This window comes from Asticcacaulis sp. W401b (genome assembly GCF_046503825.1).
In the GTDB taxonomy this organism is placed as follows: domain Bacteria; phylum Pseudomonadota; class Alphaproteobacteria; order Caulobacterales; family Caulobacteraceae; genus Asticcacaulis.
Window position 1 is genome coordinate 824,413 of record NZ_JBKFEE010000001.1, and the last position, 15,723, is coordinate 840,135.

16 protein-coding genes and 1 tRNA gene are annotated in these 15,723 nt (G+C 60.9%); 8 read left to right on the forward strand and 9 right to left on the reverse strand.

Features of this window, described 5'->3' with window-relative positions; all coding sequences use genetic code 11:
- Positions 1-46: 46 nt before the first annotated feature.
- From ACK8OE_RS03850 to ACK8OE_RS03870, 5 genes are read right to left on the reverse strand one after another with little or no spacing between them, the layout of a single operon-like run.
- Positions 47-1,153 carry a CaiB/BaiF CoA transferase family protein gene (locus tag ACK8OE_RS03850; protein ID WP_410271437.1) on the reverse strand — a complete coding sequence of 369 codons (1,107 nt, stop codon included), beginning with the start codon at positions 1,151-1,153 and terminating at the stop codon, positions 47-49.
- The gene (locus ACK8OE_RS03855; RefSeq protein ID WP_410271438.1) at positions 1,150-1,506 is read right to left on the reverse strand and encodes a hypothetical protein; all 357 of its coding nucleotides are present in this window, start codon (positions 1,504-1,506) and stop codon (positions 1,150-1,152) included. The genes ACK8OE_RS03850 and ACK8OE_RS03855 overlap by 4 nt, the downstream gene beginning before the upstream one ends.
- Positions 1,506-2,675: an acyl-CoA dehydrogenase gene (locus ACK8OE_RS03860; protein WP_410271439.1), complete on the reverse strand. Its 1,170-nt coding sequence runs from the start codon at positions 2,673-2,675 to the stop codon at positions 1,506-1,508. The genes ACK8OE_RS03855 and ACK8OE_RS03860 overlap by 1 nt, the downstream gene beginning before the upstream one ends.
- Positions 2,668-4,179: an aldehyde dehydrogenase family protein gene (locus ACK8OE_RS03865; RefSeq protein ID WP_410271440.1), complete on the reverse strand. Its 1,512-nt coding sequence runs from the start codon at positions 4,177-4,179 to the stop codon at positions 2,668-2,670. Before ACK8OE_RS03865 ends, ACK8OE_RS03860 begins: the two co-directional genes overlap by 8 nt.
- A 42-nt stretch (positions 4,180-4,221) precedes the next feature.
- Positions 4,222-5,511, reverse strand: a complete 1,290-nt coding sequence (locus ACK8OE_RS03870) for an NAD(P)/FAD-dependent oxidoreductase (RefSeq protein WP_410271441.1) — start codon at positions 5,509-5,511, stop codon at positions 4,222-4,224.
- A 96-nt stretch (positions 5,512-5,607) separates the two neighbouring features.
- Between ACK8OE_RS03870 and ACK8OE_RS03875 the strand changes: the two genes are divergently transcribed.
- The 5 genes from ACK8OE_RS03875 to ACK8OE_RS03895 all read left to right on the forward strand — a co-directional run bounded on the left by ACK8OE_RS03875 (position 5,608) and on the right by ACK8OE_RS03895 (position 9,012).
- Complete coding sequence (locus ACK8OE_RS03875; RefSeq protein ID WP_410271442.1) at positions 5,608-6,504, forward strand: LysR family transcriptional regulator; 897 nt, start codon at positions 5,608-5,610, stop codon at positions 6,502-6,504.
- Between the two features lie 8 nt (positions 6,505-6,512).
- A complete protein-coding gene (locus ACK8OE_RS03880) occupies positions 6,513-7,397 on the forward strand; it encodes a quinate 5-dehydrogenase (RefSeq protein WP_410271443.1) in 885 nt (294 codons plus the stop codon).
- Positions 7,398-7,616: 219 nt separating this feature from the next.
- Positions 7,617-8,165, forward strand: a complete 549-nt coding sequence (locus ACK8OE_RS03885; protein WP_410271444.1) for a class I SAM-dependent methyltransferase — start codon at positions 7,617-7,619, stop codon at positions 8,163-8,165.
- A gap of 68 nt (positions 8,166-8,233) precedes the next feature.
- Entirely contained in the window at positions 8,234-8,509 is a 276-nt protein-coding gene (locus ACK8OE_RS03890) for a DUF1778 domain-containing protein (protein WP_410271445.1), read from the forward strand.
- Positions 8,506-9,012, forward strand: coding sequence for a GNAT family N-acetyltransferase (locus ACK8OE_RS03895; protein ID WP_290795914.1), 507 nt, complete (start codon positions 8,506-8,508; stop codon positions 9,010-9,012). Before ACK8OE_RS03890 ends, ACK8OE_RS03895 begins: the two co-directional genes overlap by 4 nt.
- A 16-nt stretch (positions 9,013-9,028) precedes the next feature.
- On the opposite strand, the gene ACK8OE_RS03900 is transcribed toward ACK8OE_RS03895, so the two are convergent.
- From ACK8OE_RS03900 to ACK8OE_RS03910, 3 genes are all read right to left on the reverse strand, one after another.
- Entirely contained in the window at positions 9,029-9,346 is a 318-nt protein-coding gene (locus tag ACK8OE_RS03900) for a helix-turn-helix domain-containing protein (protein WP_126421505.1), read from the reverse strand.
- An 18-nt stretch (positions 9,347-9,364) separates the two neighbouring features.
- Positions 9,365-10,231 (reverse strand): hypothetical protein, encoded by an 867-nt coding sequence (locus ACK8OE_RS03905; protein ID WP_410271446.1) that lies wholly within the window; start codon positions 10,229-10,231, stop codon positions 9,365-9,367.
- A gap of 154 nt (positions 10,232-10,385) precedes the next feature.
- Positions 10,386-10,459: transfer RNA gene (locus ACK8OE_RS03910), tRNA-Gly, on the reverse strand.
- 374 nt (positions 10,460-10,833) lie between these two features.
- Here ACK8OE_RS03910 and ACK8OE_RS03915 point away from each other — a divergent pair.
- The 3 genes from ACK8OE_RS03915 (at position 10,834) to hppD (ending at position 13,624) form a co-directional block, all read left to right on the forward strand.
- Positions 10,834-11,352, forward strand: a complete 519-nt coding sequence (locus tag ACK8OE_RS03915; protein WP_126421509.1) for a GcrA family cell cycle regulator — start codon at positions 10,834-10,836, stop codon at positions 11,350-11,352.
- Positions 11,353-11,460: 108 nt separating this feature from the next.
- Positions 11,461-12,474, forward strand: a complete 1,014-nt coding sequence (locus ACK8OE_RS03920) for a LacI family DNA-binding transcriptional regulator (RefSeq protein WP_410271447.1) — start codon at positions 11,461-11,463, stop codon at positions 12,472-12,474.
- Positions 12,475-12,562: 88 nt separating this feature from the next.
- Positions 12,563-13,624, forward strand: coding sequence for a 4-hydroxyphenylpyruvate dioxygenase (gene hppD / locus ACK8OE_RS03925; RefSeq protein WP_410271448.1), 1,062 nt, complete (start codon positions 12,563-12,565; stop codon positions 13,622-13,624).
- A gap of 840 nt (positions 13,625-14,464) precedes the next feature.
- Here hppD and ACK8OE_RS03930 read toward each other — a convergent pair.
- The gene (locus ACK8OE_RS03930) at positions 14,465-15,721 is read right to left on the reverse strand and encodes a type II toxin-antitoxin system HipA family toxin (RefSeq protein ID WP_410271449.1); all 1,257 of its coding nucleotides are present in this window, start codon (positions 15,719-15,721) and stop codon (positions 14,465-14,467) included.
- Positions 15,722-15,723: the final 2 nt, after the last annotated feature.

Below are 15,723 nucleotides of genomic sequence, written 5' to 3' on the forward strand. Positions count from 1 at the left end.
TACGCCATTAACCCCACCCGGCCCTTCGGGCCACCCTCCCCTGAAATCAGGGGAGGTGCTTTTGATTCAACTCCGGTGACGCCGTATCCGCCGTCATCCGCACGCCGTCGATCACTATGGGCGAGGCCACGCCGGGGACGCCATCGATTTCGATGCGCAGGCCGCGATGCACGATCTGCGGGTCGTTGAACACGTCTTCGATGCGGTTGATTGGCCCCGCCGGGACGCCTGCCCCTTCCAATGCCGTCAGAAGCTCTGCGCGCGTCATATTGCGCAAAAACGGCTCCAACTCGGCCACCAGTTGATGCCGCGCCGCCACACGCCCGGCATTGGTGGCATAGGCCGGGTTTTGTGCGATGTAGTCGGCTTCCAAAACGTCGCAGAAGCGCAAAAACTGATGGTCATTGCCCACCGCGACGATGACGTGGCCGTCCTTCACCGCAAAGACCTGATAGGGCGCGATATTGGGGTGTGCATTGCCCAGCCGCGTCGGCGATACGCCCGACGCCAGATAGTTCATCGCCTGATTGGCCAGCATGGAAGTGGCCACATCAAACAGGGCCATGTCGATATGACAGCCCTGCCCCGTCGCGTCGCGCTGTCGCAAGGCCGCCAGCACGGCGGTTGAGGTATAGACGCCGGTGAACAGATCGACCACCGCCACCCCCACCTTTTGCGGCTCACCGTCCGGGTCGCCGGTAATGTCCATCAGGCCCGACATGCCCTGCAGGATGTAGTCATAGCCGGCGCGTTGCGCATAGGGCCCGTCCTGCCCGAAGCCGGTAATCGACACATAGATCAGGCGCGGATTGACGGCTTTCAGGGTGTCGTAATCGAGGCCGTATTGGCGCAGACCGCCGACCTTGAAATTCTCGATCAGCACGTCGGACTCGCGCGCCAGCTCACGGATGGCCGCCTGACCTTCGGGTGTGGTGATGTCGATGGCGACCGAGGCTTTGCCACGGTTACAGGCGTGGAAATAGGCTGCCGCATCACCGATAAAGGGCGGGCCCCAGCCGCGCGTATCATCACCTGTGCCGGGGCGTTCAACCTTGACGACCGTGGCCCCCAGATCGGCCAGAATCTGACCGGCCCACGGCCCGGCCAGTATGCGCGCCAGTTCGAGAACTTTCAGTCCGGCAAGGGGTTTCACCTGAACAATCCTAAAAACCGAGATAAAAAAGTATTTTGGGCAGTTGGATTGGACCAACTGCCATCTGTGTTGCGAACAGATTTCTGGCCATCAATCTCCACGACTGTTCCAGCACCATGGTCGACGAACTCGACCAACTCCGGCGCAAACCACAATGCCTCTGATGCGTCTTCAAAATAGACATTGACCGCGTGGTCTTTGGGAGATTGGCCGATCATTTCGATTCCAGTGACCGAAGGCGTGGTTATCCCGTAAACCTGTCCATTTTTCCCAGCCACGCCGAGCTTAATTGTCTCGGGTGTTGAGGCAATTCGAACGTTATCGCCAAAAGATATAGCCGGGCTTTCATCCATCAAAAAAACGCCTGTAAACCCGTCTGCGCCCGACCGAGGATAAGGGCGTGCACATCGTGCGTGCCCTCATAGGTATTGACCGTCTCCAGGTTCTGGGCGTGGCGCATGACGTGGTATTCTTCGTGTATGCCGTTACCGCCGTGCATGTCGCGGGCCATGCGCGCAATGTCGAGCGCCTTGCCGCAATTATTGCGCTTGATCAGGCTGATCATTTCCGGCTGCACCTGCCCGGCGTCGAACAGCTGCCCGACGCGCAACGAGGCCTGAAGCCCCAGCGTGATCTCGGTCTGCATGTCGGCCAGCTTCTTCTGGAACAGTTGCGTCTGCGCCAGAGGCCGCCCGAACTGCTGCCGGTCGAGGCCGTATTGCCGCGCGCGGTGCCAGCAGTCTTCGGCCGCCCCCATCACGCCCCAGCTAATGCCATAGCGCGCCCGGTTGAGGCAGCCGAACGGCCCTTTCAGCCCCTCGACATTCGGCAGCAGGGCGTCTTCACCGACCTCGACATTATCCATCACGATCTCGCCGGTGATGGAGGCGCGCAGACTGAGTTTGCCGTGAATTTTCGGCGCGCTGAGGCCCGCCACCCCCTTGTCCAGCACGAAGCCGCGAATGACGCCCTCAAGCTTGGCCCACACCACGAACACATCGGCAATCGGCGAATTGGAAATCCACATCTTCGCGCCGTTGAGCACATAGCCGCCGTCGGTTTTGCGCGCCGTCGTGCGCATCGACGCCGGGTCTGAACCGGCATCCGGCTCGGTCAAACCGAAGCAGCCGATCCATTCGCCGCTGGCCAGTTTCGGCAGGTATTTTTGCCGCTGCGCCTCCGAGCCATAGGCATGGATCGGATACATGACCAGTGAGGACTGCACGCTCATCATCGACCGATAACCCGAGTCCACACGCTCGACTTCACGCGCAATAAGCCCATAGGCCACATAGGACGCCCCCGCCCCGCCATAGGTTTCCGGCAGGGTCGCGCCCAGCAAGCCGCGCTCACCCATTTCGCGGAAAATAGCCAGGTCGGTCTGCTCCTCGGCATAGGCCTTGAGCACGCGCGGCAGAAGCTGCGACTGCGCATAGTCGTGCGCCGCGTCGCGGATCAGGCGCTCCTCATCGGACAGTTGCGCATCGAGAAGGAACGGATCGGACCAATCAAATTTAGACATCGAACTTCACCCCCTGGGCCAGAGGCAGGCTGCGGCCATAGTTGATGGTGTTGGTGGCGCGGCGCATATAGGCTTTCCATGAATCCGAGCCGGATTCGCGCCCGCCGCCGGTTTCTTTTTCCCCACCAAAGGCCCCGCCGATTTCCGCGCCCGACGGCCCGATATTGACATTGGCGATGCCGCAATCCGACCCGGCAGCGGAGACAAACAGCTCGGCTTCGCGGATGTCATTGGTGAAGATCGAGGACGACAAACCCGCGCCGACGGCATTCTGCATGGCGATGGCGTCTTGAATATTTCCATATTTCATAACATATAGAATTGGTGCAAAGGTTTCCCGCAGCACCGGCCCCGCATGGGCGTCCATTTCGACAATGGCCGGACGCACATAATAACTGTCCTTACCGTTCACATCTACACGCGCCCCGCCGGTGACCTGACCGCCGACGCTGCGCGCTTCGTCCAGCGCTTTTTCAAACAGATCAAAGGCGTGCGCGTCGATCAGCGGCCCGATTAGCGTGCCGTCTTCCAGCGGATGCCCGACCTTCACCGAGGCATAGGCCTGTTTCAGGCGCGGCACGAAGGTGTCATAAAGGCTTTCGTGCACGAACAGGCGACGCAGGGTCGTGCAGCGCTGACCCGCCGTGCCCATCGCCGCAAAGGCCACACCGCGCAAAGCCAGATCGAGGTCTGCTGACGGTGCAATAATGGCGGCATTATTGCCCCCCAGCTCCAGCAGGGCCCGCGCAAAACGCGCAGCCAGCTTCGGGCCCACAGCGCGGCCCATGGCCGTCGAACCGGTGGCCGAGACCAGCGGCACCTTCTCATGCTCGACCAGCGCTTCGCCGACGCCTTTACCGCCGATCAGAAGGGCCGACAGGCCTTGGGGCACCGCATGGCCCGCCGCCCTATAGGCGGCGACGGCGCGCTCAAACAGGGCATGGGTGGCCAGCGCCGTCAGCGGCGTCTTTTCCGACGGCTTCCACACGATGGCGTCGCCGCACACCAGCGCCAGACAGGCATTCCACGCCCACACGGCGACCGGGAAGTTGAAGGCCGAGATGATGCCGACCACGCCCAGTGGGTGCCAGGTTTCCATCATGCGGTGTTCGGCGCGCTCGGTGGCGATGGTCAGGCCGTACAGTTGCCGCGACAGGCCGACCGCGAAGTCGCAAATGTCGATCATTTCCTGCACTTCGCCAAGGCCCTCGGACGTAACCTTACCGGCCTCAATCGACACCAGCTTGCCCAGGGCCTCTTTGTGCGCGCGCAGTTCTTCACCGAACAGGCGCACCAGTTCGCCGCGCTTGGGTGCCGGGATCAGACGCCATTGGAGGAACGCTTCGTGCGCCGCGTCGATGCGTGCCCTGGCCTGATCAATGCTTGTTTCAACGACCTCCCCGATCAGCTCGCCGGTATTGGGCGAATGGACCTTCAAGGTCCCGCCCGTGTGGCCGCCGGTAACGCCCAGAGACTCCAGCAAAATACGTGTATCCGCGCTCATCTGTCTTCCCTTTTCATCCGCCCGTAAATCCGAAGGGGATGCTCAAAACCTGTGTTCCACCGCATGCAGCACTGCCGCACCGGCCTCGTAATAAACCTCTTTGGCCGCCCGGTGCTTCGCCTCTTGCGGTGTCGTCACCGGCAGCGGCAAATCGTCTTCGGACAGCGGCCCCAGCACGTGTTCGGCCAGAATCCGCCCCATCACCGTGCCCGGCGCAATCCCCCGACCATTATAGCCCGACACGCCCACCACGCCCTCGGCAAAGCGATGGAAACGCAGCAGGTTATCGTCGGTCATGCCGATCCAGCCATACCATTCGTGTTCAAAACCAATACCTTTGAGCGCCGGGAACAGGCGCGTCATGGCGCGTTGCCCCCAGCCGCTGTGCACGCCCTGCGCCGGCCCGCGCAAGGCCCCGACGCTGCCGAAGACCAGCCGCCCGGCGGCATCCATACGGAAGGAGGACAGGACCTCCGCCGTGTCCCAGGCCCCCTGACCTTCCGGCAGGATGTGGCGCAAAATGTCATCCGGTAAGGGCGTGGTGGCGCAGTTGAAATAGGGCAGCCAGACCTGCTCCTTCCGGATGATCTCCCACGGCCCTTTGGTGTAGGCATCGGTGGCCATGATCACCTTTGGAGCGGTCACCGAGCCGTCGCGCGTCGTCACGCGCCACTGATCGCCGGCCACCTCGATCTGTTCGACCGGGCTTTCGCTGCGGATATCGACGCCCGCCGCCACCGCCGCCGTGGCCAGACCGCGCACATAGGCCAGCGGCTGAATCACCCCGGCGCGGCGATCCAGCAAGGCCATCGGATAGGCGTCCGTGCCAACCATCCGCTGCGTTTCGGCGGCATCCAGCAGACTTACATCCGCGCCGCGCGCCTGCCATTGCTGCGCCCGGTCACGCAGTTCGCGCACCCCCGCCTCACCCACGGCGCAATGCAGCGTCCCTTCGCGCCTGAGTTCGCAGGCGATGGCGTGTTTATCGACGCGCGCGAACACCTCCGCCGGGCCATTGCCCAGAACCTGCAACAGTCGCTCGCCATGCACCGGCCCCAGCACCTTGGGCAGTTCGTCGGGCATGACCCACATTCCGGCATTGACCAGCCCGACATTGCGCCCGGCCCCGCCAAAGCCAATCTCGCGCGCCTCGATCACCACCACCTTTGCCCCGGCTTCGGCCAGGGTCAGGGCCGCCGACAGGCCGGTATAGCCCGCCCCCACCACCGCCACATCGGCGCGCAGATCACCGCTCAGCGCCACGGTCAGCGGCGCAGCGGGGGCCGTGGCGGCCCACAGTCCGTGGGTAAGAGGCTCAAGCGCAGGGGCCAAGGGTTCATTCTCTTGCGTAATGGCTAAACCGGTTGTACCGTGCCCGAACGGCCTCAACAAGGGCCATTTTGACAAGACTTCATTCCGAAATCGAATATGCGCTCACCTCGCCGCTTCCTCCCGTCCCTGTCGCTTCTGGCCGCGTTTGAGGCCACGGCGCGGCTGGGTTCGGTCACCGCCGCCGCGCGCGAACTGAACCTGACCCAAAGCGCCGTCAGCCGCCAGATCGCCGCGCTGGAGGCGCAGTTGGAGGTCGAGCTGTTCCACCGTGAACGCCAGACCGTGCGCCTGACCGCCGGGGGTGAGGCCTATGCGCGTGAGGTGCGCGAAGCGTTGAAAATCATCTCGTCGGCCTCGCTCAGCCTGCGCGCCAATCCGCACGGCGGGACGCTGAAACTGGCCATACTGCCGACCTTCGGCACGCGCTGGCTGGCCCCGCGCCTGCCCGATTTTTTGCGCAATAATTCCGGCATTCAGGTCAATCTGATCACGCGCATCGGCGTCTTCGATTTCCGCAGCGAAGGGCTCGACGCCGCCATCCATTTCGGCCGCCCCGACTGGCCCGGCGCGGAAAGCGCCCTGTTGCGGCCCGAAGTGGTCATCCCGGCCTGTGCCCCGGAGCTTAAGGCGCAGTATGGCTTTGCGGACCCCGCCGATCTGCGTCAGGCGCCGTTGCTGCACCTCACCTCGCGCCCCGACGCCTGGGAAAACTGGCTGGAAGCGCACGGCGCGCCCGCCGACCACGTGCACGGCATGTTGTTCGATCAGTTCGCCACCGTGGCTCAGGTGGCCCGCTCCGGCCTTGGCGTCGCTTTGTTGCCGCAGTTTCTGGCTGAAGAAGAGTTCGCCTCCGGCGCGCTGGTCCCGGCGCTGGAGGCCCCGTTCAGCACAGGTGAAGCCTACCACCTCGTCTGGCCGGCTGAGCGCGTCAATCACCCGCCGCTCAAGGCCTTCCGCGACTGGCTGCTGAAAGAAACGGCGACTTACAGATAGGAAACCCCATGCGCCTGATCACCGCCGATGACCTCAAAGCCGCCCTGCCCTATGCGCGGCTTGTACGCGAGCTACCGGCGCGACTGCGGGCCGGGGCGCAGACGCCGCAAAGGCCGGTCTTCGACCTGGGGCACGACGCCTCGCTGCTGCTGATGCCGGCGTGGTCTGAGCGTCTGGGCGGGGTCAAGATCGTGCACGTGACGCCCGACAATGCGGCCCGCCACCTGCCGTGCGTAGCGGCCTCCTATCTGGTGTTTGACGGCCAAACGCACCGGCATCTGGCCCTGATCGACGGCGAGGAACTGACGGCGCGGCGCACCGCTGCCGTGGCCGCCGTGGCGATGGACCGGCTGGCCAAACCTGAGGCGCGCCGCCTGCTGCTGATCGGCTCAGGACGCATCGCGTCCGAGATTCCCTTTGCCTTCCGTGCGGTACGTGCCATCGACAGCGTCTCGGTCTTCAGCCCGACCCGCGCCCATGCCGAAGCCCTTGTGTCGCGCCTGACGCAGGCCGGGTTTGCGGCTTCGGTGTGCGAAAATATGGCGTCGCAAATCCCGCACGCGGACCTGATCGCCTGCGCCACCTTGAGCCGCACGCCGTGGATCGAAGGCCACCACCTCAGCGATCAGCACGTGTCGCTGATCGGCGGTTTTACGCCCGATATGCGCGAAGCCGACGCCGAAACCTTGCGCCGCGCCTGCGTCTATATCGATACCCCGGCGGCCCTTTCGACGGCGGGCGATCTGAGCGGTCTTACGCTTAAGGATATTCGCGGCACCCTGCACGACCTGTGCGACCCGGCCTTTGCGCCACACAGCGGCCTCAGCGTCTTCAAAAGCGTCGGCGAAGCGGCGCAGGACCTCGCGGCGGCTGAGGTGCTGCTGGGGTCTTAAAAGGAACCACAGATTTCACAGATGACACAGATTACGAGGGTCGATGCCCCCCTTCGCCCTTATGAATAAAGGCGCGAAGCGCCAATCTGTGAAATCTGTGGTTCTCTCTCCTATCCAGTACGTCGGGGGTATAGCTACGTTTGCTCAATGCGGGGCCGAGAAACAGGCTTCACACCCGCGCAAACCCCGCCTAGTCTCGCTTCAAACGGAGACACGCGCATGGGCTTTCTGGCCAGTCTGTTCAAATCCAAACGGTCCGAGATTCACGACCTGCCCGACCGGCGGCTGATGACCGACGCCTATCTGCCCGCCTTTGCCGCGCTGAAAGGCCGGCTGCTGTTTGTCGGCTGCCGTGGCTATAATCGCGGCTATTACCGCATTTTGGAACAGCATGGGGCCGAAGCCTGGACCACCGACATAGACCCGCGCTCGGCCCGCTTTGGCCATAAGACGCGCCACCGCACGGGCGATATCTGCGAAGCCGATAGCCTGTTTGCCGACCTGCGTTTCGACGGCATCGTGTGCAATGGCGTTCTGGGCTATGGCGTCGATTCCGAAGCCCAGCAAGTGCGCGCCCTCAACGCTCTGGCGGCGATCATGCCCCCCGGCGGGCACCTGTTGATCGGCTGGAATACGGACAAGATCAGCGATCCCATCGCAGCGGGCCTGACCACTACCCACTTCACCCCGGCCCCGTTCGCGGGCCATCCGTCGCGCGTGCGCTTCGACGCCGTGACGCACGTGTATGACCATCTGGTGCGGAATTAACGCAGGCAGTTTTGTATAGAAAATGTGCGCATATTCGTGTATGGAACATCTCCAACAGGAGCCGTTCCATGCCCGCCCAGAACCCCGTCTCAATCAATATCCGCGCCAAGGCCGCGCAGCGCGATCTGATTGATCAGGCGGCGGAACGTCTGGGCCGCAGCCGTTCGGACTTCATGCTGGAGGCCGCCACGCGCAAGGCCGAGGATGTCCTGCTCGATCAGGCGTTTTTCCGCCTCGATGCCGATGCCTTTGCGCAGTTTCAGGCCCTTTTGGATGCGCCGCCTCAGCCGAACGCCCGCCTGCGTCGTTTCCTCAGCGAACCCTCGCCCTGGGACGACGCATGAAGCTCTCTGAGCTTACGCCGCCCGCGCCGATTACCCCGGCGCATGAGATAGCGGAGTTTCAGTCCGGCGTCGCGTCGCTGGATGAATGGCTGCAAAAACGCGCCCTGAAGAACGAAAACGCGCTCGCTTCGCGCACCTATGTCACCTGCGAAGGCCACCGCGTGGTGGGCTATTATTGCCTGTCCGCCGGAGCCGTCGCGCTCAGTGAAACGCCGAAGACACTGACGCGAAACATGCCCGATCCCATTCCGGTTGTGGTGCTGGGGCGACTGGCCATTGACCTGAGCTGGCAGAACAAGGGGCTGGGCAAGGCCCTGTTGCAGGACGCCACGCGCCGCGCACTGGCCGCCGCCGACATTGCGGGCGCGACCGCCCTGCTGGTCCATGCCTTGTCCGAAGAGGCGCGCCGCTTTTATCTGTCGCGCGGGTTTGTGGCCTCACCTATCCAGCCCATGACCCTGTTTCTGCGCCTCTCAGACGCCAGGGCGGTGCTTCGGTCGTGAAAGTATCTGGCGTCCCTCACGCGATCGCCGACAGGCCCTTGCGCTCCACCAGAGACAGCAGCTTGAGCGACGGCCCCGCCGGTTGCTTCTGGCCGCGTTCCCACTGACTGACCGAGTCTTTTGAGACGTTCAGATAGGCCGCAAAGATCGTCTGGCTGACCTGCTCGCGTTCGCGCAATTTTCGGATGTCCTCAGCCGTAAATTCATGGATGGGCGTCAGGCAGCTTTCGTCAAAATGACGCATGGTTGCCTTGTCGATCAAACCGACCTCATGCAGATCGCTCGCCAGTTCATGCAGGCTGGCCGAAACGTCGCTCTTATAGGTCTTGGTCATGGCTTGATCTCCGTAAACTTACCCGTCCTCAGCAACATCTCTATCTGCGCGTCCGTCGCCCCCAGAAGCACCGGAGCCAGCTTCCTGAGGCCGTCCAGTTCGTCGCGCTCTATGTTTGCCTGACAATTCGCGACGGGCGTCGGCCATGTAGGAAGTTCCGGAACGCGCCTCGAAAATGGTCATATAGTCGTCTATTTCAGTTTCAAGGGCTTGGTCGCCGCAGACATTTGCTGTCGCTCGAAAAGAAAGCAGCCCGCGATAATGCTGGTTCCAAAAATCCTCTTCATGCTCTCGAACACGGTGCGTTCCAAGTAAACCCTGTAGCAAGAATGTGCAGTCATTACCTTCACACATCTCCATAACAAACGGCGCTGCCGCATGTACAAACCCTGAATAGGCTTGGTGGAGAATGGCCGCGGCTCTCTCGCCTTGTTGTGTACTGCTTTTTGTCCGCTTTTCGATGTAAGCTCGAATCTGTCCGCGCGGAATGTGGTAGCGGCCCTTAGACTGCTCCATTATAGGCACGCCTTCTTCAAACTCTTCGGCCCAAAATCGTTTCAAATAATCCTTTCGTAGCCCGCGTCCCTCACCGGTCGCAGGCGGTTCAAATAGAAGAAATAAAATGTCTTCGTGAATTTCATCAAGTGTTCGCTGCAAAACCGCTAGCTCTTGAACATAACCATTTTGTAAAAGCAAATCACCGGCGTTGAGGCCGCTGATATATCGGGCCAGTTTGAGAAGCACCGCTTGCTGGACTGTTTCTTCTTGATAGCGGCGCGCGTATCCGCCCTGAATGACTTTTTCAATAGGTCGAGGAGTCTGCTGCTCTAGTCGCCTAAAGGCACTATGCATAACAGCCACCGCGTTACGATAAAGATCGCGCATTCTCTCCAACCCCTGTTCATACTTGAGATTAGCGCAATTCGGGCACTTACAGCAAACAAGAGCATATAAGGGCGGGGCACTTATACCCTTTTCGACAAACTTCGAGGAAAGGGAAGCTAAATATGATCCTCGACGTATTCAAATTTAAAGAGATTGGAGCGGGTGAAGGGAATCGAACCCTCGTATTCAGCTTGGGAAGCTGCTGCTCTACCATTGAGCTACACCCGCGTCTGAGGCGAACGAGGCCTGCCTTTGCGTCCCGCTCTAATGCCTCAGCGGGCCCGCCCCTGTCAACACGAACCCTGCCCCGCCGCCATTTGTTCCACAGGGCGGCCGCGCGACTCAACGCCCGCAGGGGATAAATAGCGGACAGCCCAAAATCTGTGGATCACCCCTGTGGAAAGCTGCGTTTTTCCACAGCGAAACACTAGATATAGATTGCTGTGGACATCCCCCAACAGGCGAAACACTAGATATTGCGGTTTTTAACTTTTTGTTTACGATTAGCGGTAGGGAGGCCGGTTTTATCGTAATCGGCGAATCCATATCTAGTGCTGAGGCTTGACGGGTGCGCCCGTCATTTAGGGGACGGAGGCTTGACCATGAGCTGGACAGACGAACGGGTCGAAACGCTGAAAAAGCTGTGGCAGGAAGGCCATTCCGCCAGTCAGATCGCCAAGACCCTGGGCGGCGTAACGCGCAATGCCGTCATCGGTAAGGTGCACCGTCTCGGCCTGTCGGGTCGCGCGGCCCCGTCGCAACCGGCCCGTCCGCTGTATAAGCCGGCCAAGCCGCCGCGTCCTGCCGCTCAGGCCCAGCCCGCGCCGCAACCGGCCCCGCGCCGTGTCTCGGTTGAACCTGCACCGCGCCCCGTGGCTCAGGTGCCGGCCGTGCCGGTGATCGAAGGTCCGGGTACGGCCACGGTCCTGACGCTGGGGTCCAAGATGTGCAAGTGGCCGATCGGTGATCCGTCGTCGGACGAATTCACCTTCTGCGGTCGCCGCGCCGCCGACGGCATCCCCTACTGCGTCGAACATTCGCGCGTCGCCTATCAGCCGCAGCAAAAGAAGAAGAAGGATACCGGCACCGAGCTGTCGCGGTCGCTGCGCCGTTATCTCTAAGGTTTCCGCCTGTTAGTTGCACGGCCCGCTTCCCCCGGAGGCGGGCCGTTTGCGTTTCTGGGCCCGTTGCCCTTCCCCCTCTCGCCGCTTGCTGTTAGCCTTAAGCCCATGACGACGATTTACGATGTGTCCCGCCTGGCCGGGGTTTCGGCCAAGACCGTGTCGCGGGTGCTCAATGAGCCCGACCGGGTCAGGCCGGAGACGCGCGCTCAGGTGCAGGCGGCCATGAAGGCGCTGGACTACACGCCCAACCCTTCCGCGCGGCAGTTGCGGCTGGGCGGGGCCAGTTCATTGGGCCTGCTGCTCGAAGACCCGGTGTCGGGCTATCTCAGCCGCTTTCACCACGCGCTTCTGACCGCCTGTATGGAGGCGGGCAAACACATCAGCGTCGAGCTGTTCGACATGCAGCCCGGCTGGGCCGAGCGGCTGGATCGCTTCCTCGACGAAGGGCGGGTGCGCGACCTGATCCTCTTGCCGCCCCTGTGCGATTTTGCGCCGTTAAAGGCCCATCTACGCCAACGCGGAGCGCGCGCCGTGCTGATCGCGCCCTCGGTCTTCGATCCGCACTTTCCGTCGGTCGTCATGGACGACCGCGCCGCCGCGCGTGAGGTGATCGAGCACCTGTTTGCCCTGGGGCACCGCCGCATCGGCCACATCAGCGGCCACCCGGACCATTCGGCCGCCATCCTGCGCCGTCAGGGCCTGTTTGAGGCCTATGATGCCGCAGGCCTGCCGCGCCCGGAGCCCGACCTGCTGGTCGCCGGGGATTTTCAGTTCCGCAAGGGGATCGAGGCCGCCGAAGCCCTGTTGTCCCTGCCACAGCCGCCCACGGCCATCTTTGCCGCCAATGACGAAACCGCAGCCGCGGTCAGCGTCGCAGCCCACAAACGCGGTTTGAGCATCCCCGGCGACCTGTCGGTCATTGGCTTTGACGACGCGCCCATCGCCGCCGCCGTGTGGCCGGCCCTGACCACCATCGCCCAGCCCTATCTCGACATGTCGCGCCGCGTGGTGCAGGCGCTCGACAACTGGGAGGCCAATTTCAGCAGCGGCACAGCGGCCACCTATATGACGGCCCACAGCCTTATCGTGCGCGACTCCGCCGGCAAGGCCCCGAACTAACAGGACTTCATTACGCAAGGTTAACTGGACTCCTCCGGCGTTTTCTCGTTTCCTGTAATTGTAAGACAATTCGAGAAATCGCGAATAAATGGCGTTCAGCTGCGAAAACCCTCTGGGACTGGAAGGGATCGCCTTCGTGGAGTTCGCCACGCATGAGGCGGACGCGCAGGCCGATGCCTTTGAGCGGCTGGGCTTTGTCGAAACCGCGCGGCACGGCTGGCAAAATGTCGGCCTCCATCTTCAGGGGGCCATCCGCTTTGTGCTCAATGCCGAACCGTCCGGTTACGCCGCCGCCTTTGCGGCGCAGCACGGGCCGGGCGTGTGCGGTATGGGCTTACGCGTGCGTGACGCTCAGCGCGCCCGGCGACTGGCCCTGCAAAACGGCGCCGCAGCGGTCGAAGGCCTGCTCACCCCGTTTGCCGAAGACGTCCCGGCGCTGAAAGGTGTTGGCGGCACGCTGATCTACCTGATCGACGACACGCACCTGAGCGGGCACCTGTTCGACGGCTGGCGCGCCCTGCACAGGCCGCCCATCCAACAGGTGCAGGGGGCGGGTTTGATTGCGGTCGATCACCTAAACTACGCCCTGCGCAAGGGCCAGATGCAGACCTGGGCCGATTTTTACGTGCGGGTGCTGGGCTTTGAATCGCAACGCTATTTCGACCTCGACGCCCACGCCACAGGCATGGAGACGCAGGCCCTGATCTGCCCGCAGGGCCCCATCCGCATCCCGCTGAACGAGAGCCGCTCGGCCTACAGCGCCACTGAGGCCTTTCTGGAGGCCAATGGCGGCGAAGGCGTGCAGCATATCGCGCTGGAAACCTTCGATATTCATGCAACGGTCGAAGCCCTGCGCGCCCGCGGCGTGCGGTTTCAGGCCGTGCCTGAGCCCTATTACGACCTGATCGCGGCGCGCGTCCCGCACCACGAAGAAGACGTCGCGCGGCTGCGCCACAACGGCGTGCTGATCGATGGCAATGCACGCCGCGAAGGTATTTTGCTACAAACCTTCTGCGAAACGAGCGTCGGTCAGGTCTTTTTCGAGATTATCCAGCGCAAAGGTCACACGGGCTTTGGCGGCGGCAATGTGCAGGCCCTGATGGAGGCCACCGGACTGGATCAGATGCGCAAGGGGTTACTGAGGGTTTAGGCCAGGCTCAGACGTTGTCGTCGCTGCGGCGGATCAGCGGCTGAATTAAGACGAGACTCGGGTCTCGGAGCATGGAAATTTCGTCAAATTTGTCAGGACACGCGCCCCTTTCGACGCGAAATGAAATCGCGGGAATCGTGGACCCATTCTCAATATCCAGACACATGGCTTATCAATGGCATTATTCGAATGGATGAGTTCGCTCAGTATTCACTTCCATTTTGAACACTTACCAGAAATTAAAATTTCTTGACTTTCCAACTGCCATCACCAACTCAAAGCAAAAAACCCGCCTTGCGGCGGGTTTTGAAGCTGATTGGTGCCAAGAGAGGACTCAAATTTTGGAAATAGTTGTTTGATTTCAGAAATTTGAGCTATTTTGGCGCTATCTCGTTACCCACACCGTTACCCACACGCTTTGTGTTGCACGCGGGTGACGGTTCGGATTTTCGTCAGCCTGAGCGCGGCCCCAACGAAAAATCTAGGCCCTTCGGGAACAATATCTGCTTCGTCAATCGAAGGCAACTATCCATGCCTGATCGTGTCTGGCCATGCGCGTCCGCGATGCTTTTAGACGCAGAAAAGGGATATAATCCGTATACAGATGAATAGAAACAGAGCGAACTACAATCCTAAAATTTTCCCGCGGGCAGTCGAGATATGACCAAGGGCCGAATATTCTAAAATGCCTTCGGGCCTCTCGTTACCCAACGGGTGCGGAGAATGGAACGACTAACCTCCGCATAAAGTGCGGAGATTATGGCTCGTATCAGGCAGGACCGTCGCCACGTTGTCTGCAATCGTCGCACCTTGTGGGCGTCAAAAGGCCAGGAGCCGTTTTTAAATTTCACCTGAGACGCTGATCTGAAGGTGTTTCGCTCTCTGCCCGATGACATTTACAATATCCGCGAGGATATTCGATTTAATGCCTTCCTTTGCAAAATCTCCGGCAAGTGCCTCTGCACGCTCGAAGACCACCTTGCTCAAACTCAGGAGTTTCTTGTCGAGGTTCCGTTTAGCCGACACTGTGTCAGGGACAAGCTGATGCCAGTGACGTAAAAACACGTCCTTTGCCTCATACTTCCCGCCAATTTTCATCGCCATTTTCGAGGCGATGTCCGGATACACAGCCGTGCTGAGAAGGTCGTAGGCTGGCGCGAGTTCAGGCTTGTTTGACTTGTATAGGAACGAGAAATTTTTCCCATGCGCGTCAGCATTTCCAATCAGGAAGTTAAATATCACGCGGTCCTGGAGCGCCAGGATATCTGCCGCAGGCTTCGCCGAAAATCGTGTGAGCAAATCAAAGCATTGAGCGAGCGTTGGCCCACCTTCGCGTTCATATTTTACATCGGGAAGAATGCCTAAGGCCTGGCAAAAATCTTCCTGATGGATGCGCACAATTCTGCCATCACGCTTGATCCTGTCATACCGTTCCACAAGGTAACATGGCGTTTCACCGACATAAATGATCTGGGCATTCGGTGCGTCTATACCGACCCGCTGCGCCAGCCGCATGCAAAAAAGTTCGTTGTGTACGCTGTCCGGAATATCGTCAATCAACGGCTTCAGGATATGGGTCGTGGGGGCGCCCCCTTTTACCAGAGCGATTTTGCCATCAACCATGCCTACAGCCATTTTGTCCTGCGCCCCCGCAAGAGACAGCCGCAAGCCGTCTTCGCCCGCCATCAAAGGCCGACGCCGAAGTTGGTCCAGAATGTCTTTGAGCTTCTGACTGTCTAAAACCTCGACATCACCCTCATCGGTCAGATCGACCGGCCCTCCGGGAATCTGTAGAGATAGAGCTCCTGCGCATTCGCCCCCGATGACTTCCAGCAAGGCGAACGGGTTCTTTTCGGAAACGCCTAGAAAGCGTGCAAGACGATGTTTGATGATGTCATCGGGAAGCAGCCCGGAAAAAAACGCACGAACGACATCACCTTCAAAAGGTTGAGTTTGAAGGGGTAATGATAGCGATATCGCCTGCGGCTTCGCCTGAAGGTAAGCCTCATCATATTGAAAGGCCAGTCCACCCCGATCATTCTGGATAAGGGTTCCTGTAAGGTGACCGTACAGATAGACGTTAAGCGTTTGGCTCATGC

Excerpts from the sequence above, each read along its gene's own strand:
- ACK8OE_RS03855 (WP_410271438.1), bottom strand. The coding sequence starts at position 1,506 with ATGGATGAAAGCCCGGCTATATCTTTTGGCGATAACGTTCGAATTGCC.
- ACK8OE_RS03860 (WP_410271439.1), bottom strand. The coding sequence starts at position 2,675 with ATGTCTAAATTTGATTGGTCCGATCCGTTCCTTCTCGATGCGCAACTG.
- ACK8OE_RS03865 (WP_410271440.1), bottom strand. The coding sequence starts at position 4,179 with ATGAGCGCGGATACACGTATTTTGCTGGAGTCTCTGGGCGTTACCGGC.
- ACK8OE_RS03875 (WP_410271442.1), top strand. The coding sequence starts at position 5,608 with ATGCGCTCACCTCGCCGCTTCCTCCCGTCCCTGTCGCTTCTGGCCGCG.
- ACK8OE_RS03880 (WP_410271443.1), top strand. The coding sequence starts at position 6,513 with ATGCGCCTGATCACCGCCGATGACCTCAAAGCCGCCCTGCCCTATGCG.
- ACK8OE_RS03885 (WP_410271444.1), top strand. The coding sequence starts at position 7,617 with ATGGGCTTTCTGGCCAGTCTGTTCAAATCCAAACGGTCCGAGATTCAC.
- ACK8OE_RS03890 (WP_410271445.1), top strand. The coding sequence starts at position 8,234 with ATGCCCGCCCAGAACCCCGTCTCAATCAATATCCGCGCCAAGGCCGCG.
- ACK8OE_RS03895 (WP_290795914.1), top strand. The coding sequence starts at position 8,506 with ATGAAGCTCTCTGAGCTTACGCCGCCCGCGCCGATTACCCCGGCGCAT.
- ACK8OE_RS03900 (WP_126421505.1), bottom strand. The coding sequence starts at position 9,346 with ATGACCAAGACCTATAAGAGCGACGTTTCGGCCAGCCTGCATGAACTG.
- ACK8OE_RS03905 (WP_410271446.1), bottom strand. The coding sequence starts at position 10,231 with ATGCGCGATCTTTATCGTAACGCGGTGGCTGTTATGCATAGTGCCTTT.
- ACK8OE_RS03915 (WP_126421509.1), top strand. The coding sequence starts at position 10,834 with ATGAGCTGGACAGACGAACGGGTCGAAACGCTGAAAAAGCTGTGGCAG.
- ACK8OE_RS03920 (WP_410271447.1), top strand. The coding sequence starts at position 11,461 with ATGACGACGATTTACGATGTGTCCCGCCTGGCCGGGGTTTCGGCCAAG.
- hppD (WP_410271448.1), top strand. The coding sequence starts at position 12,563 with ATGGCGTTCAGCTGCGAAAACCCTCTGGGACTGGAAGGGATCGCCTTC.
- ACK8OE_RS03930 (WP_410271449.1), bottom strand. The coding sequence starts at position 15,721 with ATGAGCCAAACGCTTAACGTCTATCTGTACGGTCACCTTACAGGAACC.